Below are 21,728 nucleotides of genomic sequence, written 5' to 3'. Positions count from 1 at the left end.
CTATATTTGCACCTATGAAGGAATTTTTGCAAATCTTACGCCGATTCGTCCCTCCATATAAGAAGTATCTGGGGCTCTCTGTTCTGTTCAATATCCTGTCTGCGGTATTGAACATATTTTCGTTTGCAGCCTTGATTCCTATCCTGCAGATTCTCTTCCAGGTAGATGGCGGCATCCGTGCCAACGACTATATGGAATGGGATGGAACGCTGGGCAGCATCAAGGAAGTGGCAACCAACAACCTGTATTATTACATCCAGGAGTTCATCGTGGCGCACAGTGCATCACTGGCTCTGCTGGTTATCGGCTTGTTCCTTGCCTTCATGACATTCCTCAAGACGGGAGCCTATTTCCTCTCTTCAGCCACCATCATCCCTATCCGTACAGGTATTGTGCGTGATATCCGCAACCAGCTCTACCAGAAGATTACCTCGCTTTCGCTGGGCTTCTTCAGCGAGGAGCGCAAGGGAGATATCATCGCCCGAATGAGCGGTGATGTGCAGGAGGTGGAAAACAGCATCATGTCGTCGCTCGATATGCTCTTCAAGAATCCTATCCTCATTCTCTTCTATTTCATCACGCTCATCTGCATCAGCTGGCAGCTCACCCTCTTCACCATCCTCTTTGTGCCACCATTCGGCTGGTTCATGGGTATTGTAGGAAAGAAGCTGAAGGCACAGAGCACCGAGGCGCAGTCGCTCTGGAGCGACACGATGAGTATGGTAGAAGAAACCCTGGGCGGCTTGCGCATCATCAAGGCTTTTTGTGCTGAAGATAAGATGAACTGGCGCTTCAACCAGGTGAATAGCAGCTACCGTGACAACATCATGCGCGTGAACATCCGTCAGCAGATGGCTCATCCGATGAGTGAGTTCCTGGGAACCATCCTCATCGTAGTGGTATTGTGGTTTGGCGGTATCCTGGTTCTGGATTACGGCAGAATCGATGGTCCTACCATCATCTTCTACCTCGTGATGCTCTACAGCATCATCAACCCGCTGAAGGAATTCTCCAAGGCAAGCTACAATATCCCGAAGGGATTGGCAAGCATGGAGCGTATCGACAAGATTCTGAAAGCCGAGATTGAAATCAAGGACAAGGAGAAACCTGAGCATATCAGCAGCTTCGAGCATCAGATAGAGTTCCGCCATGTTTCCTTCGCCTATACCGACCACCAGAACGATGAGCTGGTTTACGTGCTGAAGGATATCAACCTGGTGATTCCAAAGGGTAAGACCATCGCACTGGTGGGACAGAGCGGTAGCGGAAAGAGTACGATGCTCGACCTGATTCCCCGTTACTACGATGTACAGGAGGGCGAAGTGCTCATCGACGGCATCAACGTGAAGGACCTCTGCGTACACGATCTCCGCCAGCTGATAGGTAATGTGAACCAGGAGGCTATCCTCTTCAATGCCAGCTTCAAGGACAATATCCGCTTCGGCAAGACGGATGCTACCGACGAGGAAATTGCCAATGCGGCGAAGATTGCCAATGCCTACGAGTTCATCACCAAGTCAGAGCACGGCTTCGATACCAATATCGGTGATCGTGGCGGCAGACTCTCCGGAGGTCAGCGTCAGCGTGTGAGCATAGCCCGTGCCATTCTCAAGAATCCTCCTATCCTTATCCTCGACGAGGCAACATCGGCTCTTGATACAGAGAGCGAGCGCCTGGTACAGGATGCCCTGGAGAGATTGATGAAGACCCGTACCACCGTGGCAGTAGCCCACCGATTGAGTACCATCAAGCATGCCGACGAAATCTGCGTCCTGCACGAGGGCAGGATTGTGGAGCGTGGTACCCACGAAGAATTGATAACAAAAGACGGATATTACAAGAAGTTGCATGACATGCAGCAGGTGTAATTGAGTAAAGAGTTAATAGTTAAGAATTTATAGTTTTACAGATGGTTAAGATTGTTTATGCATTCTTTTATGCAATATCTCTGCTGCCATTCAGGCTGCTCTATTGCATTGCCGATTTCGAGTACTTCATGATGTATCGCGTCATCAAGTACCGCAGGGGTATTGCGCGTAAGAATCTCACCAGCTCTTTTCCTGAGAAATCAGAAGAAGAGATTATCGACATCGAGAAGAAGTTCTATCACTGGTTCAGCGATTACTTCTTCGAGGCTGTCAAACTGCTCAGCATCAGTGACAAGGAGTTGCGCCAGCGATTCCAGGTCATCAACAGCGAGGAAGTGGAGCAATGTTTCCTGGAAGGTCAGAACGTGGCAGCTATCCTGGGCCATTACTGCAACTGGGAGTGGCTCTCATGCGTGGGTATCGAACTGCCCAAGTCACGCAAGATAGGCCTCATCTATCATCCTCTGCGCAACCAAGCCTTCGACGAACTCTTCAAGCGCATCCGTTCTCACGAGGAGAATGGCGTGGTGGTGCCCAAGAAAGACATCCTCCGCTATCTGGTGGATTACAAGCGCAAGGGCATCATGAGCATCTTCGGCTACATCAGTGACCAGGGTCCCAAGTGGGAGAACATCCACCTGTGGCTTCCTTTCCTCAACCATCCCGAAACCCCGGTGTTTACAGGCGGCGAGAGAATCATGAGAAAGATGAACGACGCCGTATTCTATGTAGAGATGTCGCGCCCTAAGCGAGGCTACTACACGGCAACCTACAAGCTCATCACCCGTGAGCCAAACACTCTGCCGGAGCACGAGATTACCCGTCGCTTCTTCCAGATGCTGGAAGAAACCATCCGCAAGAATCCACCTTATTATTTATGGACGCATAACAGATGGAAGCGAACCAGGGAGGAGTTTGATAAGCGATATGAAATCAAAAACGGTAAAGTAATTCCTAAAGAATAAAAAGAATCACAAGAAACAATTTTCAAAAACGATTCTAAGATATGAGAAAGATTAAGATAAATCCTAAATACGAATATCTGAGAGCCTTTATCGAGAGCATCCCTGATGTTTTCGAGAAGGAAGGTCGTGAGATATATAATAAGCGCAACCTCATCAAGGTGCTAACAGCACCAGATGGAACACAGGTTAACGTAAAGCGCTTTCATATACCACATGGTCTCAACAAATTCATCTATTCTTGGAATATCAGGAAGCCAAAAGGTCAACGAGCATTCGAATATCCTATGATTCTGAAAAGAAAAGGAATCAATACTCCAGAACCTTTAGCCCTTATTGAAGAGCGTAGCTTTCTGAATATCTTAGGATATAGTTATCTTATCACAATCCAGTGTGACTACGGTCATACACTCTATGAGATGGCAGACGCTAAGCCGGAAGAATATAAATATCTGGCAAAAGCCTTAGCCCATTTCGCAGCAGACATTCATCTGCACGAGATTCTCCATAAAGACTTTACACCAGGCAATATTCTCTGGAAACAAGATGAAGAAGGATTCCATTTCATGCTGGTAGATATCAACAGAATGGATTTCGGACCAGTAAGCGAGAAGAAAGGACTGTATAATCTCAGAAGATTCTGGGGACCTAAAGAATTCACCCGTATTCTGGTTAGCGAATATGCCCTACTGCGCAACATAGATACCGACAAGGCTGTAGCCTATGTGATGAAAGAACGGGCTAGGTTCTGGACCAAATATGGAAAGAAGCACGAAATTCCATTTCAGCTAGAATTATAGTTCAAACTCATCTTTGTACATTTCACATATAAACTATTGAATATGGAACAAAAAAGACTTTGTTATATTAGTCGCAACTATTATAATCTGACAAGCGCCGGCAATAAAGCAAAAACAGACAACGAGGATACGCTTGCAGAAATGGGAGCCATCAATCTTGGCTTGCCACGCACTATCAGGAACAGTAAGATATTGGCTTTCTTCCTAGACCTGATAGGCATCATCCGTGCCTGTATCTTACTCCAGAAAAACGATGTGCTGTTCTTGCAATATCCTGTCAAGAAGTATTTTTCGTTTCTCTGCCATGTAGCCCATCTGAAAGGAGCCAAGACGGTTTCACTGATTCACGACCTTGGTTCTTTCCGCAGAAAGAAGCTCACCATCCAGAAGGAGATTAACCGTCTTTCGAATAGCGACTACATCATTGCATCAAACGAGAAGATGAAAGGATGGCTCAAAGAGCATGGGTTACAGAAGCCAGTTGGTGCCCTGGGCTTATTCGACTATCGTTCTGCATCAAAATGCTCGGAAGAAGTAACTGAAAGAGAGCAGGTAAAGGTGGTCTATGCCGGAGCCTTGAGTATGAAGAAGAATTCATTCCTGATAGAACTTTCCAAGACATTGAACCATTGGCAATTGTTGGTTTGTGGAAACAAAGAAGGTCTACAAGGCTTGCAAAACAATCCTCTGATTACCTATCAGGGCTTTGTACCATCAGAGGAGTTTATCAAGCATATAGATGCCGACTTCGGACTGGTATGGGACGGCGATTCACTTGATGGATGCTCGGGAGAATATGGTCAATACCTGAAATGGAATTCCCCTCATAAAGTATCCTTCTACCTCCGTGCCGGTTTGCCGCTCATCATCTGGAAAGAGGCAGCCGTAGCTTCTATCATCGAAGAAGCAGGAGCAGGTATAACCATCCGTTCGCTGGAAGAGCTGGATGACAAGCTTGCCAATCTTACCCCGGAACAGAAAAAGGAGATGAAAAAGCAAGCGCTAAATTTGGCTCAGAAGCTGAACAAAGGCGGGTTCCTTCAAGACTCTTTTCGCTCGTTATAATATTGCAGATATAAACTTAGTATTCAGCAAGTTAGAGGAGCTGTAATCTTAAAAACATATAAAACTGACACTTCACAAGCAAGTTTTGTACACTCAGTACATTTCTTCTAAAAAGACAAAGATATGATTCATATAGCTTGTAACATAGATGATAATTACATCATGCAATGTTGTACTACTTTAGTTTCTGTCATGTACAATAACAGAAATGAACAGATAACATTCCATATCATTGCTGAGAAACTCAGCAATGAGGCTAAAAGTATGCTTACTGAAGAAGTAGAAAAATACAATCAGCAAATACACTTTTATGCTTACAATCTAAACATGAATCTTTCATCGTTCAAAAGTGCCCACATATCGCTTGCAGCTTACTTGCGTCTTTTCGTGGCAGATATTCTACCTGTAGAGATACATAAAATACTATATTTGGACTGCGATCTCATCATAAACGATTCTATAAAAGATTTGTGGGAGACAGATGTTACATCATACGCCGTAGCTGCAGTAGAAGACATGTGGAGCGGAAAAGCAAACAACTACACCCGCCTCGAATACCCTCAGGAAGATACCTATTTCAACTCGGGAGTACTCATCATCAATTTGGATTACTGGAGAAATGCCCATCTGAGTAAAGCCAGTTTGGAATTTGCAGAAAAATATGCAGAAAAGTTAATCTTCAACGATCAGGACATACTCAACGGACTTCTGCATGACAGAAAACTCCTGATTCCCTTCAGATGGAACATACAAGACGGCTTTCTAAGAAAAAGAAGACATCTTCGCCAGCAAGCCATACCGGAACTTGTAGAGGAATTAAAACATCCTGTCATCATACATTTCACAGGTCACAGAAAACCATGGCTCCATATATGCCAGAGTCCGTATCAGAAGCTATTCTTCAAATACCTGGACATGACAAGATGGAAGGGTATCCGACCTCAGACGCCATGGTCGTGGAAGCTCAAGACACTTATCGATAGTATATTATATGCAATGCACTTAAAAGTTCAAAAATACGATTATAAAAATATTCAAGCATTATGAATTGTGAATTAAGCATTATTGTTCCCGTTTACAATACAGCACAATATTTACCTCAATGCATAGAGTCTATTCTAAAGCAATCATTCAAGAACTGGGAACTGATTCTTATAGATGACGGCTCAACAGACGGCTCGGCTGAAATATGTGAAGAATGGGCTCAAAAGGATGCTAGAATCAAAGTCATCCACAAAGTTAATTCCGGACAGGCAGATAGCAGAAACCAAGCTCTTGAAATCTGTCAGGGAGCCTATATTGGCTTTGTTGACAGCGATGATTGGATTGAAGAATCTATGTATGAAGTCTTGATGGATGATTTAAAGACTACCAATTCAGACATCGCTATCTGTAATCATTACGACGAAAGCAAGAACAAGACTCTTTGCAAAAATGCTTCAGATAAGAGATATATCTTAAAGAACCAAGAAATACAGGAGCTTGTCATTAAGGATAAAATCAAGAGCTATATCTGGCAAATGCTCTTCAAACGAGAGTTGCTCAACAAGCCGATGCCTACCTCAAAAAATTACGAGGATTATAGCATTCTGCCACATTGGTTCGAAAATGCTAAACAGGTGGTCTATACTTACCAGCCGCTGTATCATTACCGGCTTCGAAAAAGCAGCATCGTCCACGATTTATCTCTCAACAGATATTATGAATTCTTTCAGGCTGAAATATCAAGATATAATTATTACAAGCGCTCTCCTTTCCGCAAGATTGCCAAAAGAATGGTCGTAAAGCGAGGTATCAAAGCGGCTAAATACGTATCAAGAAACCAGACTTCTCTATCGAAGCAGAAAGAAATCAGGGCCATGGTAAGCAGAATATCCAAGGATCTCAAGGCCTTTTCTCTAATCGGTATAGAGAAAAAGAGTTTCAAGGAACGCGTTTTGCTTTATCTCTTGTTAAAACACCCTAATAAATTCATTTTGTATCAACGAATGATGGACAAGCTGATGTTCTACAAACATTCTAATTTAGATTTATACGAATAATGAAAAAGAAAGTCTCTGTCATAACTGTCAACTATAATAATCTGAAGGGATTGGAAAGAACAATCTCTTCAGTGCTTTCGCAATCATTCAGCGATTTTGAATACATCATCGTTGATGGTGGTTCAACTGATGGCAGCAAGGAATACATAGAATCCAAGCAAGAATATATCAATCAATGGGTCAGCGAAAAAGATCATGGGGTATATAATGCCATGAATAAAGCCATAAGAATGGCACAAGGCGAATATTGTATCTTCATGAATTCGGGCGATCATTTCTTTTCTTCACAATCTTTGGAGAATGCTGCCAAGATGCTCAATGGCTCAGACTACTACGTGGGAGAAACCATTATTATAGACAGCAAACTGGCTTCACTCTGCCTTCCACCACAGAACATGTCGTTCCGATTTATCAGAGATAAAGTTCTGCAGCATCAATCTACATTTACAAGGACTCAGTTGCTAAAGGAGCATCCCTACAATGAAAATCTGAAAATCGTATCAGATTGGGCACACTTCCTGGAAAACTGGTATTTCAAAAAATGTTCATACCAAGCTATAAACACTATTGTTGCTGTATATTATACTGATGGCATCTCTTTTACAAATGGTGACTTATTGAAAAAGGAAAGAAAAGAGGTGTTCTCCGAGTTATTTGGAAGCACCAGCAAGTTGCCTCACATAAAAGAGACTGCAGAAGAAAAAAAAGAACGCATCAATGATGATTTTGCATTCAAACTGAAAAAAGCTCTGAAGATGAAACCAGTATCACGCGACTGGAAAATCCTACGTACAGGCTTTAAATTTTTGTGGAAAGATTTGTCTATTAAATCAAAGTAAGATGAAAGTATTATATGACAGTCAAGCCTTCGATATGCAAACGCATGGAGGCGTATCACGTTGTTTTGCCGAATTATATTTCCACTTGCCTCAAGACATTGAAGCAAGCCTCAGCGTCATGGAATCTGCCAATGTTTACCTCAAAACATTAGGAATTAAACCAGATGGAGAATTATATCATAACTTCCTCTGGAAGAAAGATTCTGCAATAAAGAAAATGCTATATAAGTTCTATTATAATGCAAAATTCGGAGAATATTCACGATTAGATCGTACTCCAAGAATCAATAGATACAAATCTGTCTGCGACATCAAGTCTAAGGATTTCGATTTGTTTCATCCAACTTTCTTTGACCCTTACTTCCTCAAGTACATAGGCAGTAAGCCTTATGTAGTCACGGTACATGATATGATACCCGAACTGTACAATCAGTATTATGACCATAATGACTATCAGATTCTGCAAAAACATCTTGTCATACCAAAAGCAAATCACATCATTGCAGTCAGCCAACAGACAAAAAGGGATTTATGCCGTATCATGAATATCAAGGAAGAGCAGGTGAGCGTAGTTTATCATGGAGCAGACGAAACTCCTTATACGCCAAACGAAAACAACAGACATCCATTTGAATATATACTTTTCGTTGGCGAACGTCACTTTTATAAAAACTTTGATTTCTTTGCCAAGCAATGTGTACCTATTTTAAAAAGACACAAGGAACTGAAGGTAGTATGCACAGGAAAGCCTTTCAATGAGACTGAAAAAAGTATGTTTAAATCATGGGAAATGGAAGATAGATTCATACATGAGTTTATCAAAACAGATCAAGAAATGCTAGACTTATACCACTATGCCCTGGCATTCGTTTACCCATCATCATACGAAGGGTTCGGACTCCCGATTCTTGAAGCTTACAAAGCAGAATGCCCTGTTTTACTCAATCATGCCAGTTGTTTTCCGGAAATCGCAGAAGACGCAGCAGTTTACTTCCACATGGATGAAAAGAGAACTGATTTCGAAGAACAGTTTGAAACTTTCTACTATCTAGACGGGATAGAGAAAAAGAAACTCATAGAAAAGCAGAATGAAAGACTAAAACATTTTTCATGGAAAAAATCTGCGTTGGAGTTGGCTAATATTTATAAACATATCAATTAGCAAGTATGAAGAAATATGATTATCTTATAGTTGGCTCCGGTCTCTTCGGAGCCACATTCGCCCACCTGGCTCATAAGCAGGGAAAAACTTGTCTGGTGATAGATAAGCGACCACAACTCGGCGGCAATATCTATTGCGAAAACATAGAGGGCATCAACGTACATAAGTATGGTGCCCACATCTTCCATACATCCAATAAAGAGGTGTGGAACTTCGTCAACTCTATCGTTGAGTTCAACCGCTACACCAACTCGCCTGTGGCAAACTATAAAGGCAAACTCTATAACCTGCCTTTCAATATGAATACCTTCTATCAGATGTGGGGCGTAACCACACCAGCAGAAGCACAGGCTAAAATTGATGAGCAGAAGGCAGAAGCCGTGGCTAAGATGAAGGCTGATGGCGTAAGCGAGCCTCGCAATCTGGAGGAACAGGCTCAGGTGCTTATCGGTAAAGATATCTATGAGCGTCTCATCAAAGGATATACAGAGAAGCAATGGGGACGAAAGTGTACTGATTTGCCAGCCTTCATCATCAAGCGACTGCCGGTACGCCTCATCTTCGACAACAATTACTTCAACGACAAGTATCAGGGAATCCCTATGGGGGGATACAACAAACTCATCGATGGCTTACTTGAGGAGGTAGATACAAAGGTATCAGTTGACTTCTTTAAAGACGAGATAGAACTCCCAAACGGCAACAAGGGGGTGCTGAAAGATCATTGGAAAGAACTTGCCTCTAAGCTGGTTTTCACAGGCAAGATAGATGAGTTCTACAACTATCAGTTTGGTAAGCTCAACTATCGCACCGTCCGTTTTGAGCAGGAAACCATCGACTGTCCTAACTATCAAGGCAATGCCGTTGTAAACTATACTGAGCGCGAAGTGCCATATACCCGAGTGATTGAGCACAAGCATTTCGAAATGTTCGGAGCAGAAGTCAATGAGGCCCCGAAGACGGTTATCTCTAAGGAATATTCCACCGAATGGAAAGATGGCATGGAGCCATACTATCCGGTAAACGACAAGGAAAATTCTGAACTGTATGCCCAATATAAGAACCTGGCAGACCAGGAAGAAGATGTAATTTTTGGCGGCCGCCTTGCCGAATACAAGTATTATGACATGGCTCCTATCATAGAGAAAGCATTGGCTATGTTCAAATAACCATGTTTTTAGAATATAAAGACAAAACGATACTCATACAATGAAATATCAGATATTTAAGCAAAAGTTCTCTGAAATGGAGGGACTGAATTTGCGCATTCGAGAAGCAAAACAGGGATTCTTGTTTTTTGCCTTCTCTACATTACTGATAGCCCTACAGTTTGGACTCTACATCACCGATTCTTCGATACTCGGGTTGATGGATTTAGAAGGATGGTTATTCTTCATAACCTCCTGCATCAGTCATGCAGCCATGTTTGCGCTGATACCTTATCTTCTCAGCCTCATCTTTACGTTTTGCAGATGTACCAAGACGGCTAGAATCGTACAGATTGTTGGTATCATACTGCTCTGCATCATCAACTATCTCAACTCGCAGGTGTATGCCATCTATCATTTCCATATCAACGGCTTTGTATTGAGTATGGTATTCGGCGAGGGAGCCGGCGAAATTTTCAATTTCGATATAATGCTGTATCTGAAGGAGATAGCGCTCTTTCTGGTTGTGGCAGCTATCGTTATCGGTGTATGGTATGCCTCTTATCTTCTATGGAAGAAACGCCAGAAGGCATACGCCTGGACCATCGCAGGATGCATCATCGGCTGCACCCTCTTTGCTCATCTCTGCCATATCTATGGCGCCTTCTATCAGCAGCCTTCTGTGATGAAGAGCAGCGCATTGTTGCCTTATTACTTCCCTACCACTTCGAATGGTCTGTTGCTGAAGTTAGGATGTACTCCTCCTAGAGAAAGCATGATACAGATGAATGGCAAGCAGAGTGCGGATATACAATATCCTATCCAGCCGCTACAGAAGGAAAAGATGAACCCTGATTCGCTGCCAAATATCATCTTCATCCTGATAGACTCCTGGAATACCCGTTCCTTAACAGCCGAATGCATGCCGAATGCCTATCAGTTTAAAAAACTAACTCGCTCTAAATTGGACTTTGATTGAAAATCAAGAAGTTGGGCGTTTGCCTATATTATATAGGTAACAATATGGAAACGAGCGGACTTCTGCTCGTTTCTGTATTTTGCAATATGCAAAGAACGCCTCAATTCGGGGACAAAGATACGATAAATTTCTAAATATCCCATAACTAGCAAGGAGAAATTTACGGAATTTAGAACTTTTTGAGTTAAATCTGATGCTTACCAACAATATGTATCCAAAAACAAACAGCAGTATTCGGATATAGCTTATCCGAATACCTGCTGCCATAACGTTTTGTTGCTGACGATGATTCTGACATCGGCTTTCATGTACTTTTGCAACACAGGGGACTTTTGTCTCTGTGTGCTCACTGTGGCTGTAGCCATAAAATAGTTGCCATCATCCCTATGTATGAGCTTGGCATTATGGCTTATGATGTCGCAGTGATAAGATGCATTGTCGTTGCCCTCAAAAGAAACGTGAGCAGTTCTTGGCTCATCAAAAAGATACAAATACTTGTATGGCACAAACACCTGTATTGTTCTTTGGTTTATAACCTCACCATTAGCCTCTATAGATATAGGGTAAGGTGTCTTGTAGAAAGCAACTGCGAGGGCGAGGACTATTATCGTAATGATAACTGTCCCCAAGCTGACGAGGCGAGGAGGAACCTTGCCTATCACGTTCCTCACCTTCTCGCTTCTCAACTCGATGTTATCTGATTCTTTTTCTTTCTGTTCCATATCAAACGCTTTTTAGTTTCCCAATTCCAACTGATTCTTCACAAGATTATAGTATGCCCCTCGCTTGGCGGTCAAAGACTCATGGTTGCCAACCTCAACGACCTTACCATGGTCTATGACTACGATTTGGTCGGCATTCTTCACCGTACTCAGTCGATGAGCTACAATCACGACAGTCTTTCCCTTGTAAAACTTATCCAAGTTCTCCACGATGCTTCTCTCATTGTTGGCATCCAGCGAGTTGGTCGCCTCGTCAAGGAAGATGTAGTCGGGATTCTTATACACCGCCCTTGCTATCAAGATACGCTGTTTCTGTCCTTGGCTCAGTCCCACGCCATCACGCCCAATCTTAGTGTTGAACTTCAGAGGCAAAGCCATCACGTAATCCTTGATGCAAGCAATCTCGGCAGCTTTCAACAACCGTTCCTTATCTATATCGCCATCGTCAACAGCAATATTTCTAGCGATACTCTCCGAGAAGATAACACCATCCTGCATGACAACACCACATTGTCTGCGCCACCACTTTTTGTTGAGTTTGTTGATGTCAGTATTTCCAATGTTGATTTTTCCCTCCAAGACAGGATAATAACCAAGCATCAAACGGATGAGGGTGGTCTTTCCACTGCCAGATGCACCAACGATGGCTGTTACCTTACCTTGCGGAACGTGAATGCTCACATCGTCTATGGTTTTGCGCAAAGCATGTGGGTCGTACTTGAACATGATGTTCTTGATGTCAATGCCCTCATTCTTATCTTCAATAGAAGTTAGCAAGCCTTCCTTTCCATTCTCATCATCCATCTGGTGAATCTCGTTGATTCGCTCCAAGCTAATCTTCACATCTTGCAGAGAATAGAAGAAGTTCATCAGTTGCTCCACAGGCGAGTTGAGCTGTCCGATGATGTATTGCACGGCAAGCATCATACCGAGTGTCATTTTCCCATGAATCACGGCAGTTGCAGCGACTACCGTGATGATGATGTTCTTCACCTCGTTGATGAAAATACTTCCAGCTTCCTGTGTCTGTTGGAGTTTGAGCGACTTCATCTGCACGCCGAATAGCTCAGCTTGTGTGTCCTCCCATTCCCATCTTCTACGCTGCTCACAATCCTGCAACTTGATTTCCTGCATAGAGGTGATAAACTCATAAGTTTTGTTATTGTTGATGGCTTGCTGCTCGAACAACTCATAGTCAAGCACCTTCCTCCGCTTCAAGAACAAGGTCATCCATGCACCATAGAGGATGCTTCCCAACAAAAAGATGGTAAACACCAACTTGTTGTAGAAGAACAGTACCACCGAGAATACCACAAAGGTTAGCACGGCAAAGGTGATGTTGAGCGTCTGCTGCGTAAGGAAGTTGTTCACACGGGTATGGTCGTTCATTCTTTGCATCAAGTCGCCCATGAGTTTCGTATCAAAGAAAGACATAGGCAGTTTCAATAGCTTGATGAAGAAGTCACTTACCAATGATATGTTGATGCGTAAGGATATGTGAAGCAACAACCATCTGCGGATAAAGTCTATTGCCGTTCGGCTGATTGTAAGCATCAACTGCCCCAAGAGTATCAGCCAAACAAAACCTATATCTTGGTTCTTGATACCGACATCCACGATAGATTGGGTAAGGAATGGCAGGACAAGCTGCAGGAGGCTTCCGACTACCAGACCCAAGATAATTTGTCCGAAATACTTGCGATATTTCCTCACATATCCAAGGAGAAAGCGGAAAGACCTCTTCTCTTTGATGTGTTCTTCGTCCTCCATCTTATAGGTAAAGAAAGCAGGAGTGGTTTCCAAGAACATGGCAATGCCCTTGTCCTCGCCATTAGATTTCGTGCTTATCCAATGTTGCTTGAACTCATCCAAGCCATAAGTTACCAATCCTTTTCCTGGGTCAGCTACATAAAACTTCTTGCCTTTCTTGACCTTATATAAGACTACAAAATGGTTTTGGTCCCAGTGAAGGATGCTAGGCAAAGGGGCTTTACCTAACATAGTAGTGGTTACCCTTGCACTTATCGTATGCAATCCAAGCGTGTTGGCTGCTTCATTAATGCCAAGCATGGAAACACCTTCCGTGGTGGCAAAACAAAGTTTCGACAGAGAATCCAAAGAGTATTCTCTGCCGAAATATTTGCATACCATCTGCAAGCAAGCTATGCCACATTGCATGGAGTCGTGTTGAAATATTATTGTTATTTTTCTCATTTTTGAACATTATAGACTCATCCTACTTTTTTGACTTTGTCCTGCCCCTGTACCTTTATACTTCTTTTTTGCCACATTAAATCTATATCGGATAGTTAGAGAATATTCACTTATTGAGTAATCATGATGAATTATTTCTCGCATACTTCCGGAGTACATTTTACTATGCATATTCCCTGTACCGAGCAAATCATTAGCATAAAAGAACACTACCATTTTTCCTTTCAGAAACGATTTATATATTGATAAATTCGAGCTGAAATAATTACGGTACATATAAGAAGTTTCATCGTCACCCTTAGTCTGCGCTGTTAGCAGCAGGGAGATTGTACAGAACTTAGTATCTATAGTATTATCAAAACGCACCGTAATCTTTGGATTGTCAAGACCGTGCCCTCCATGAGTTTCCATGTCAAACCATTGCTTGAAGAAATGGAAACGCAAAGAGGGATGCCATATTCCAAATTTGGGACTTGCGGAAAGCGAAGCCCCGATACGATTATATGGTTTCCAATTCACATTTTGTATTAACGCTATATTAGGATTGTCCTTGTACGACTGAGTTAACATCACAATTGGATCAGATACATGAGTATAAATGCCCTCAGCCATAAGCCATTTGTAAGACACCATATAATTAATGTTACGGCTTATTTCCGAGACAAGGAAGGGGTTTCCTGATTCATAAGTATAACGATTATCATACCCTATTCCTGACCGCATATCATAATATGAAGGACGCTTTATTGTAGCTCCATAGCTTAATTGCATTTGGGTTTTTCCTACCGGAAGGGATAATGATAATGAAGGAAGGAGATTCCCATACCTCTTACTTTGTTCGGGGATTCTTTTTCCTTCTTCATAATAATTAAAATCCGTATTCTCATACCTTATTCCCGCAAGGACTCTCAATTGCCCGAATTTCCGTGTATAATCACAAAACACAGAGGCCATGCCCTCCTTGATTCTGTTATCCTGTTTGTCCAATAATCCCATAGGCTGAACATCATACGAACTGTTACGGTTAGTATTAGAGTATTCTCCTCCGAAAGAAAGTTGTCCTTTCCAAAATGGCAAAGTCAATGTCAGCTTGGAAGCAAAAAGCTCATTCTTGGTATTTGTTTTTGTATGTACAGCTTTATCCTGCCAATCGCCTCCATACTCTTGGTACCTTTCAAGGGTATTTACTTTGGAGAAATCTTTGTCCCAAAGCCAATCGGTATTAAAATTTATGTCCACGATGCCTATTTTCCCCATATAATAAACGTTACTACTTGCAAGGCTCATGTTGCCTGGTTTTGCTATGTCACTTGCGGATTCTTCCGTGAAGGCATAATCTTTATATATGGTTGTCGCTATATTGCTTACAGCTTTATTGAACATGCGGTTGAAGTTGAAACTTGCACCTATAAAACTATTATTGCTTATCTGATAGTTAACTCCTAGTCCGCAATATAATTGCCTGTTTCTTATGCTACCCTTAATATCATTGCGTTGATGCCAAACATTGTCGACATAGGTGTTTTGAACGAGATCTTGCTTGATTGAACTTTCAGCGTCTTTAATCTTCAAGACAGTGAATGTCTCAAGACCTTTCTTCTGATAGTTTATGTTCAGTTGCTCATATCCACCAATTCTTGAGTTTTCATCATTTTTCCCAAATGTCCTCGTTTCAAATCCGAATCCATCTTTTGTTCTTTTTTTCGTATTGATACGTATAACCGCCTTTACATTTGAGGCATATTGCGCTCCCGGATTTTGTTTTACCTCCACAGTGCTTATTTCATCTGGGTTCAAGCGGTCCAATTCCGTATTATCCCTAACCTTTTTGCCATTAATGTAAATCACTGGTTCACCAATTCCAAAGATATTGATTTTCCCGTTTTGCGTAGTGACATTGGGAATTCGGTCAAGCAAATTGTATATGTTTCCCGTTTTTTCCAATATTGAGCCAGCCACGGTTGTGATAACAGCCCCATTCTTCAACTTACTCTTGGGTAAAGAAGATTTTACGATGACATCTCCTAATGTCATAGATTCCTCTTTTAAAACAATAACACCAAGATTATCATCAGTTACATTTAAGAAAACAGTCCTATATCCTATACATGTTACCTTGACAATTCCATTTTGATGAGGCGTATTAAGTATAAAACTGCCATTTTCATCACTAACAACACCTTTAACAAATACAGAATCTTTTGATTGTAGCATAGCAACATTGGCAAATTGTATTGCATTTCCCTGCTCATCTACAATTTTTCCTGTTATGCTTTGTGCAATACAAGCAAGATTACAACTTATGTAAATTAAAAAAACTACAAAATATCTCATATTTCAGTTTTGCTATAAAATATAACCTGTCACGGTAGAATTTGGACATCTTGGGTCTGGGTAATCAAAATAGCCTTTACCTAAAGTCTTAGATATATCGACAAAACATACACGTCTATTTATAGATTTGCGACAAATATCAATAACTTTGCAATGCTTACAAGGAGAGTTTGTGTCTCTCTTTTCAATTTGACTAAATGTACATATCTCTAATGCTTTTGGTGAATTCCAAATTGTTTTTAATGGGAAATTATATATATTCCCAAGAACAAAGTCTGGATTGTCATAAAGCATTTCACAAGGTGTGCATATTCCTGTAGTCAAAATAGACAGCATATAATTTCCTGCATGGCATATTTGATTGTTACTTACAAACTCGTTAACAGTCTTAAATCTCTTCAACTGATACCCACACTTATTTATTTTATTTAAAAAGATTGGGAAATGTTTCTTTTGAGCATCTACATATGATGAAATAGATGCCAATTGCTCATTTCTTGGTGTATAGTCTTTGTATTCTTCCTTAAACTCAGAATAAAATGCAGGAGTTATTACCCAATCAATAATATTTTCGAATTGAGACAAAAAATCATACAACTCTTTGAAATTTTCAACAGTTCCATTATGGATAGTTATAACACTTCTGACATTTAAAGACACGCCATTTTGTTGGCAATACAAAAACATCTTCTTTACTTTTTCAACATATGCTTTAGAGCCACCAACCATTACTTGTATGATGCCACCATCAATTGAATCTAAAGAAAATTGCATTTTGTCAATACCGATACCCTTTAACAACTTAACATCATCCTCTGTCAACGGTGTCTTTGTCGAAAGAAATGGATAATACCCTTTATTTAATGTATATCCAAGAAGTTCTTTCCAATCTTTACGTGCAAAAATATCACCTCCAGTTAAAGCTATGTTAGAAACTCCAATTTTATGGCATTCATCTATAATTCTTTCTATTTTTTGTAATGGCATAGAAAGGTTTTTACTACGTTTTGCATAGCAATAAATACAATTGGTGTTACATGCCGTTGTCACCATAATGCTAACATTGAAAGGCACTGTAGGACGCTTGTTAATGAATTTGTCAAATGGACTATATCCCTGCTCAAAGTAATATTTACGTTCGTCTGGCAACATACTATAAACCAATAAATGAGCGGGAATAACAAATGTTTGATACTTATAAGTAAACCTACTTTCATTTTTACCGATTAAATTATTCACAAAATATTCAATTTTGGCAATATCTATACCCAATGACAAAGAAATTTTTTGCAATGATATTGTCGTAGTATTTTTACCAATTTCAGATATAATAAATCCTACTACAGGTGGTACGACAAAGATATTCCCAGAATTTCCTTGTACGTCGTTATCTACTTGTTGTTCCAATTTTACAATATACGAACAACATTTTTCATTGCGAATAATATATTGAGGATTTAATCTTATATAGTTCATAATACAATATTTTAAAGGGCATGTCAAAAGTAGCACAACTAATTATAGAAAGTTACTCCTGGCATACCCACATTTTAACATTCTACCCAACCTTTTTCAGGTTGATCTGGAACTGATGGAGACACGATAGTTTCGCCAGCTCCACCATATTCACAAACACAAGTGCTAGAACCACTGCCACCATTTACCTCTTCCATTTCAGAGAGAAGTAAATCTTCAATTTCATTCTTTTTCATTGTCTGTATTTTTATAAGAATGTATTTTTAACCAACAAGCATCACCGTGTTGTCGATGCCTTTAATTTTTCTCAGTAAGGTCTGAGTTGTTTCAACCTTGCACAATGGTTATTGGAACAATCGTACCAAAACGAAAGCAAACTGCAATTATTTGCATCATTTTGTATTCCGAGTGCAAAGATATGAAGACTTTTTGAAACAAAGTAATTTTCAGAGAATATTTAAACTACATTAAACTATGTTATACGTGATTACACTTTGCATAATAATACAAAAATAGCATTTTCACTTACTTTTTTTACGGTTTACTTGCATCTTTATTCTATTTGATTCATCAATAAGTTGTCTTGCTATACTATCTTTATATGATGCTATCTCAACCATTTTGTGGTAGTGATAGACGGAATCTTCATACACATCAACTTGGGTTCTTAATTTATCAATTATGTCTTCGTCTCGTTGGACATTGAAATGTTTTTCGATGTAGCGAATGTTCGGGTCGTTAGATGGAAGCACCATCTTCAATGCCCTATATTTCAAGTCTGCCTCCTCCCAATCTTGGTGCTCTCGCCATTGGGTGAGATTGCCCCAAATGGAAATGACAAGAGATAGAGCCAAGCCACCTATGAAAAGAAGAACATTCTTTGAGGTTGGCTCGAAGCGATGGGTTACAACCTTCTTTTGAGGTGATTTGTTCATTACTTCAAGTTTTTCCTGCAATGCCTTCGAGGTGACAGTATGCTCTTGTTTCATCTGCTTGATAGCATCTACCAAGAGCTTGTTTCGCTGCTCATTTTTTCCAAGTTCAACCTTGATAACGTCAGCAAAAACGACAATGGCATCTCTTAATTTGGATATTTTACCAATGACTTCCTCTTCTTTGCCAAACATAGCAATGATAGATTTCTCCAACTTGGTTATGTCTGCACTTGCAGGAGCTTTTTCCGTTCCTGCATTCTTCGAGGAGGCAGAAAGTTCATCGACTTTCTGCTCCAATCTCTCAACAGTGCCGTAGATGGCTTCCAATAGTTCTTCTTTCATCTTTCTTTTATTGTTTGAATGGTTTGTAACTTGCATCAAAGGCTAAAGCCTCTTCTGCGTTTCTTCTTTTTTTTCTTGGATGATTCATCCTCTGGGAATTGCTCAAAGGTCTGTGCATTGGCAGGAGCAAAAAGTCCTATGGAAGAAATACCGTCCCAAGGGTCTTGACTGCTCTCCGATATGGATGGCTCCTGGTTGTTCTTGTGATAGCCTTGCTCATATTGCTGAGCAGATTTGGCTCTTGCTGATAAAAGGTTCTCCGTTCCCTCTAATCTCGCATTCAGTTTGCCAAAGCTATAGTCTCGGCTAATCTGCGTACCCTTGAAGCTATATCCGTCCTTGCAGAATCGGATGCCTTGCACCTTGGTTCGCTCCTTGTCCTTATAGACAAACTCCAAGAGAACACCTCGCTTTGCAAGTTCATTCTTGAATTTCTGCCAACTATCAGCGCCTTTCAAGGCATCCTTGACGGCATTGTGAATCTCGTATTTGGCACGCTCAGCATTGCGTAACTTGCGAGTATTAGTCTTGCTCTTATCCGTTCCGTAAGTCAGCCCATATTTGGATTTTAGGACCTTGGTAACTTGCTCATTACGCCTGTAATCATTCCTGTCTGATATGAGTTTGCCCTCGTTATTGATGCGGTTATACACGATATGACAATGTGGATTGTCCGTATTGTGATGCCTTACGATGATGAATTGGGTATCGGTGATGCCCATCATCTGCATGTATTCAAGGGCTATCTTAGCCATGAACTCATCCGTCAAACGTGGCTTGTCCTCGGGTTTGAAGCTCAATGCAATGTGTCCCACAGGCTTCTTAATCCTTGGATTTAGCTGCCTCTGTAGCTCGAAACTTTGCGTCATCTCGGCATTCGTGCCGAGTAACACACCATCCGAGACGATGATTTTCGCCTCGTCCTTGCCTGTAACATAGCGGATGCAACCACCAAATGAGCTGCCCTTCTTTAGCTTGCCTATCATGTGGTATCCTCCTTTCTGCCCATACTGCTTGGCTTCGGTTTATAACTTGCTTGGCGATACTCGCCAAGGATTTCTTTCAATCTTCTCAACAAGTCCACCACATATACATGGGTTTCATGGAAACCTCTCTGATGCGACAGCTTGGTAAGTTGGTTGAGGTTGTTCGCCATGCCAATGAGGTTCTTGGCGATGGCTACCGTCTCTGCATTGTGTCCGCTGACCACCTCGCCGTTCAAGGCGGACTCACGGATGTACTCCGCCAACTTGCGGTTGGCTTTTCTCGCCCTCAGCCTCAGTGCCTCGTAGCTTGGCTTCGAGAACTTCACCGTGACAGACTTCGACAGCTTGTGAATCCTGCCTGTGGGCGGTCTTCCACCCTTTTTCCTGTTCTGTTTCTGTATGCTTGTCATTCGATATACTGTTTACAGTTGGTACACTCACTTTCTGCGACCGTCGGGAGCAAAATTCCTCCGCCCTCATGGTGGAGCGAGGCGTTTTGGGATTCCCAAAACATAACCTCGCTCCCTCTCAGAACACGTTAGTTGGAACTACAGCCTTTCAGCTATCCATGTCCAAGGTCGCAGACCTTAATTCTCACAATTTGCGCCAAGCCTCGAAGTCCTCTTCATAAAGGCTTAGGTGGTGGCGCACGATGTTCTCGATGATGCCCGATACGCTCATGCGTCTCCCTCCGAGGATGCGGACGACACGATCAAGACGGTCTCGTACATCGGAACTGACGAAGACTGGCTTGCGGTCGTCAATCCTTGGAACTTGGAGGAAGGTCTGCTGATACTCCTCCAGTGTTGCCTTGCGCTGCTTGCCGCTGATGCGCTTCTGCGGATTCGGTGGCGATTGAGCCTCATTCGTTGATGTTTCCTCTCGATAGGGAGTTGTTGCAGCAACTTTCTCTACAATTGCTCTCAACTCTGGGTTCTCTACATCATCATAGAGAGAATTACAACTACTTGGATTGGCTTTGTTGCCATACGTAGATGGTTTAACAAAATCCAAATACTCTTTTTCCATCAGCTCCTTTTGCCCAGGAGCCAAGACTGCATCTTTTGTTTTTGCCATAACTTACATTGTTTAAATTGTTGGTATAGTGGTCACGGTTTGCACCATTGACCGATTGTCGGGTGCAAAGTAAGTGTACTGAGTGCAGCCATGCAACTGATTGGGTGTAACGTGGCAATTTAGTTGTGGCTTGCTTATTTGCATACCGAGATAGTTGTGAGAACTTCAACGTATTTCTCAACTCATCATTGTTCATGTATTCGTTGCAGTCGTGCAAGTTTTTCTTGTTGTTTTTGGCGTTGAAGTCGGCAACCCCCGGCAACATACTGCCACAGAAATTGAAAACGCTTGTTTTTAGATTGCCGTGCCTTATCTTTGCACTCACAAACGTGGAGCACAGCATATGCGTGGAGCTTTGCGACATATAACATAGTATTAACTTAGAAAAAAGAAAAGTATGGGATTCATCGTATTCGAGGAAGAGGCATTCAACTATCTTGATGCCCAGTTGGAGAACTTCGTGAAGCGCATGGACAGAATCCGTGAGCGCAGTGAGGACAAGACCATGAACAAGTGGCTCGACACGCAGGACGTGTGTCAGACGCTCAACATCTGCCCACGGACAGTGCAGACGCTTCGGGACAACGGAACTTTGGCTTATACGCAAATCAGCCACAAGACCTACTACAAGCCGGAGGACGTGATGGCTATCGCAGCAGTAGTGGAGGACAGGAAAAAGGACATGCGCTTTCGCAAGCGCACAGGTTAGGCTGTCAATATACAACAGCAACTTTATCCAATGCAGCAAGTAAACCGAGTAACGTAAGTATTAACAAT

The 21,728-nt window shown here is 41.7% G+C and carries 20 protein-coding genes; 11 read left to right on the top strand and 9 right to left on the bottom strand.

Annotated features, from left to right (window positions below; all coding sequences use genetic code 11):
- Positions 1 to 14 precede the first annotated feature (14 nt).
- From KUA49_RS01525 to KUA49_RS01480, 10 genes are all read left to right on the top strand, one after another.
- Positions 15 to 1,868, top strand: a complete 1,854-nt coding sequence (locus tag KUA49_RS01525) for an ABC transporter ATP-binding protein (protein ID WP_218413181.1) — start codon at positions 15 to 17, stop codon at positions 1,866 to 1,868.
- Positions 1,869 to 1,909: 41 nt separating this feature from the next.
- Positions 1,910 to 2,833, top strand: a complete 924-nt coding sequence (locus tag KUA49_RS01520) for a lysophospholipid acyltransferase family protein (RefSeq protein ID WP_218413180.1) — start codon at positions 1,910 to 1,912, stop codon at positions 2,831 to 2,833.
- A 41-nt stretch (positions 2,834 to 2,874) separates the two neighbouring features.
- A complete protein-coding gene (locus KUA49_RS01515; RefSeq protein ID WP_218413179.1) occupies positions 2,875 to 3,630 on the top strand; it encodes a lipopolysaccharide kinase InaA family protein in 756 nt (251 codons plus the stop codon).
- 42 nt (positions 3,631 to 3,672) lie between these two features.
- Positions 3,673 to 4,695: a galactofuranosyltransferase gene (locus KUA49_RS01510; RefSeq protein ID WP_218413178.1), complete on the top strand. Its 1,023-nt coding sequence runs from the start codon at positions 3,673 to 3,675 to the stop codon at positions 4,693 to 4,695.
- Positions 4,696 to 4,818: 123 nt separating this feature from the next.
- A complete protein-coding gene (locus tag KUA49_RS01505) occupies positions 4,819 to 5,742 on the top strand; it encodes a glycosyltransferase family 8 protein (protein ID WP_256624891.1) in 924 nt (307 codons plus the stop codon).
- Positions 5,739 to 6,737 (top strand): glycosyltransferase family 2 protein, encoded by a 999-nt coding sequence (locus KUA49_RS01500; protein WP_218413177.1) that lies wholly within the window; start codon positions 5,739 to 5,741, stop codon positions 6,735 to 6,737. The genes KUA49_RS01505 and KUA49_RS01500 overlap by 4 nt, the downstream gene beginning before the upstream one ends.
- Positions 6,737 to 7,576 carry a glycosyltransferase family 2 protein gene (locus KUA49_RS01495; protein WP_256624890.1) on the top strand — a complete coding sequence of 280 codons (840 nt, stop codon included), beginning with the start codon at positions 6,737 to 6,739 and terminating at the stop codon, positions 7,574 to 7,576. Before KUA49_RS01500 ends, KUA49_RS01495 begins: the two co-directional genes overlap by 1 nt.
- 1 nt (position 7,577) lies before the next feature.
- Positions 7,578 to 8,738 (top strand): glycosyltransferase family 4 protein, encoded by a 1,161-nt coding sequence (locus KUA49_RS01490; protein WP_218413175.1) that lies wholly within the window; start codon positions 7,578 to 7,580, stop codon positions 8,736 to 8,738.
- 5 nt (positions 8,739 to 8,743) lie between these two features.
- Positions 8,744 to 9,907 carry a UDP-galactopyranose mutase gene (glf, locus tag KUA49_RS01485; RefSeq protein ID WP_218413174.1) on the top strand — a complete coding sequence of 388 codons (1,164 nt, stop codon included), beginning with the start codon at positions 8,744 to 8,746 and terminating at the stop codon, positions 9,905 to 9,907.
- A gap of 40 nt (positions 9,908 to 9,947) precedes the next feature.
- Positions 9,948 to 10,865, top strand: a complete 918-nt coding sequence (locus KUA49_RS01480) for a DUF3413 domain-containing protein (RefSeq protein WP_218413173.1) — start codon at positions 9,948 to 9,950, stop codon at positions 10,863 to 10,865.
- Positions 10,866 to 11,110: 245 nt separating this feature from the next.
- On the opposite strand, the gene KUA49_RS01475 is transcribed toward KUA49_RS01480, so the two are convergent.
- The 9 genes from KUA49_RS01475 to KUA49_RS01435 all read right to left on the bottom strand — a co-directional run bounded on the left by KUA49_RS01475 (position 11,111) and on the right by KUA49_RS01435 (position 20,951).
- Positions 11,111 to 11,587, bottom strand: coding sequence for a hypothetical protein (locus tag KUA49_RS01475; protein WP_233547110.1), 477 nt, complete (start codon positions 11,585 to 11,587; stop codon positions 11,111 to 11,113).
- Positions 11,588 to 11,599: 12 nt separating this feature from the next.
- The gene (locus tag KUA49_RS01470) at positions 11,600 to 13,801 is read right to left on the bottom strand and encodes a peptidase domain-containing ABC transporter (protein ID WP_218413172.1); all 2,202 of its coding nucleotides are present in this window, start codon (positions 13,799 to 13,801) and stop codon (positions 11,600 to 11,602) included.
- Positions 13,802 to 13,810: 9 nt separating this feature from the next.
- Positions 13,811 to 16,135, bottom strand: a complete 2,325-nt coding sequence (locus KUA49_RS01465; protein ID WP_153122229.1) for a TonB-dependent receptor domain-containing protein — start codon at positions 16,133 to 16,135, stop codon at positions 13,811 to 13,813.
- A gap of 12 nt (positions 16,136 to 16,147) precedes the next feature.
- Positions 16,148 to 17,611 carry a radical SAM/SPASM domain-containing protein gene (locus KUA49_RS01460; protein WP_153122230.1) on the bottom strand — a complete coding sequence of 488 codons (1,464 nt, stop codon included), beginning with the start codon at positions 17,609 to 17,611 and terminating at the stop codon, positions 16,148 to 16,150.
- A 74-nt stretch (positions 17,612 to 17,685) separates the two neighbouring features.
- Positions 17,686 to 17,847: a hypothetical protein gene (locus KUA49_RS01455; RefSeq protein WP_176930815.1), complete on the bottom strand. Its 162-nt coding sequence runs from the start codon at positions 17,845 to 17,847 to the stop codon at positions 17,686 to 17,688.
- A gap of 285 nt (positions 17,848 to 18,132) precedes the next feature.
- Positions 18,133 to 18,888: a hypothetical protein gene (locus tag KUA49_RS01450; protein ID WP_218413171.1), complete on the bottom strand. Its 756-nt coding sequence runs from the start codon at positions 18,886 to 18,888 to the stop codon at positions 18,133 to 18,135.
- A gap of 35 nt (positions 18,889 to 18,923) precedes the next feature.
- A complete protein-coding gene (locus tag KUA49_RS01445) occupies positions 18,924 to 19,874 on the bottom strand; it encodes a relaxase/mobilization nuclease domain-containing protein (protein WP_218413170.1) in 951 nt (316 codons plus the stop codon).
- Positions 19,871 to 20,284: a plasmid mobilization protein gene (locus tag KUA49_RS01440; RefSeq protein WP_318331655.1), complete on the bottom strand. Its 414-nt coding sequence runs from the start codon at positions 20,282 to 20,284 to the stop codon at positions 19,871 to 19,873. Before KUA49_RS01440 ends, KUA49_RS01445 begins: the two co-directional genes overlap by 4 nt.
- Positions 20,285 to 20,468: 184 nt before the next feature.
- On the bottom strand, positions 20,469 to 20,951 hold the full coding sequence (locus KUA49_RS01435) for a DUF3408 domain-containing protein (RefSeq protein WP_318331654.1): 483 nt from the start codon (positions 20,949 to 20,951) through the stop codon (positions 20,469 to 20,471).
- Between the two features lie 397 nt (positions 20,952 to 21,348).
- Between KUA49_RS01435 and KUA49_RS01430 the strand changes: the two genes are divergently transcribed.
- Positions 21,349 to 21,660, top strand: a complete 312-nt coding sequence (locus tag KUA49_RS01430) for a helix-turn-helix domain-containing protein (protein ID WP_318331653.1) — start codon at positions 21,349 to 21,351, stop codon at positions 21,658 to 21,660.
- Positions 21,661 to 21,728 lie beyond the last annotated feature (68 nt).

The organism is Segatella copri (assembly GCF_019249655.2).
Lineage (GTDB): Bacteria > Bacteroidota > Bacteroidia > Bacteroidales > Bacteroidaceae > Prevotella.
This window is presented reverse-complemented; position numbering and strand designations above follow the sequence as displayed.

Coding starts and splice junctions, on each gene's coding strand:
- KUA49_RS01525 (WP_218413181.1), top strand. CDS start 15: ATGAAGGAATTTTTGCAAATCTTACGCCGATTCGTCCCTCCATATAAG.
- KUA49_RS01520 (WP_218413180.1), top strand. CDS start 1,910: ATGGTTAAGATTGTTTATGCATTCTTTTATGCAATATCTCTGCTGCCA.
- KUA49_RS01515 (WP_218413179.1), top strand. CDS start 2,875: ATGAGAAAGATTAAGATAAATCCTAAATACGAATATCTGAGAGCCTTT.
- KUA49_RS01510 (WP_218413178.1), top strand. CDS start 3,673: ATGGAACAAAAAAGACTTTGTTATATTAGTCGCAACTATTATAATCTG.
- KUA49_RS01505 (WP_256624891.1), top strand. CDS start 4,819: ATGATTCATATAGCTTGTAACATAGATGATAATTACATCATGCAATGT.
- KUA49_RS01500 (WP_218413177.1), top strand. CDS start 5,739: ATGAATTGTGAATTAAGCATTATTGTTCCCGTTTACAATACAGCACAA.
- KUA49_RS01495 (WP_256624890.1), top strand. CDS start 6,737: ATGAAAAAGAAAGTCTCTGTCATAACTGTCAACTATAATAATCTGAAG.
- KUA49_RS01490 (WP_218413175.1), top strand. CDS start 7,578: ATGAAAGTATTATATGACAGTCAAGCCTTCGATATGCAAACGCATGGA.
- glf (WP_218413174.1), top strand. CDS start 8,744: ATGAAGAAATATGATTATCTTATAGTTGGCTCCGGTCTCTTCGGAGCC.
- KUA49_RS01480 (WP_218413173.1), top strand. CDS start 9,948: ATGAAATATCAGATATTTAAGCAAAAGTTCTCTGAAATGGAGGGACTG.
- KUA49_RS01475 (WP_233547110.1), bottom strand. CDS start 11,587: ATGGAACAGAAAGAAAAAGAATCAGATAACATCGAGTTGAGAAGCGAG.
- KUA49_RS01470 (WP_218413172.1), bottom strand. CDS start 13,801: ATGAGAAAAATAACAATAATATTTCAACACGACTCCATGCAATGTGGC.
- KUA49_RS01465 (WP_153122229.1), bottom strand. CDS start 16,135: ATGAGATATTTTGTAGTTTTTTTAATTTACATAAGTTGTAATCTTGCT.
- KUA49_RS01460 (WP_153122230.1), bottom strand. CDS start 17,611: ATGAACTATATAAGATTAAATCCTCAATATATTATTCGCAATGAAAAA.
- KUA49_RS01455 (WP_176930815.1), bottom strand. CDS start 17,847: ATGAAAAAGAATGAAATTGAAGATTTACTTCTCTCTGAAATGGAAGAG.
- KUA49_RS01450 (WP_218413171.1), bottom strand. CDS start 18,888: ATGAAAGAAGAACTATTGGAAGCCATCTACGGCACTGTTGAGAGATTG.
- KUA49_RS01445 (WP_218413170.1), bottom strand. CDS start 19,874: ATGATAGGCAAGCTAAAGAAGGGCAGCTCATTTGGTGGTTGCATCCGC.
- KUA49_RS01440 (WP_318331655.1), bottom strand. CDS start 20,284: ATGACAAGCATACAGAAACAGAACAGGAAAAAGGGTGGAAGACCGCCC.
- KUA49_RS01435 (WP_318331654.1), bottom strand. CDS start 20,951: ATGGCAAAAACAAAAGATGCAGTCTTGGCTCCTGGGCAAAAGGAGCTG.
- KUA49_RS01430 (WP_318331653.1), top strand. CDS start 21,349: ATGGGATTCATCGTATTCGAGGAAGAGGCATTCAACTATCTTGATGCC.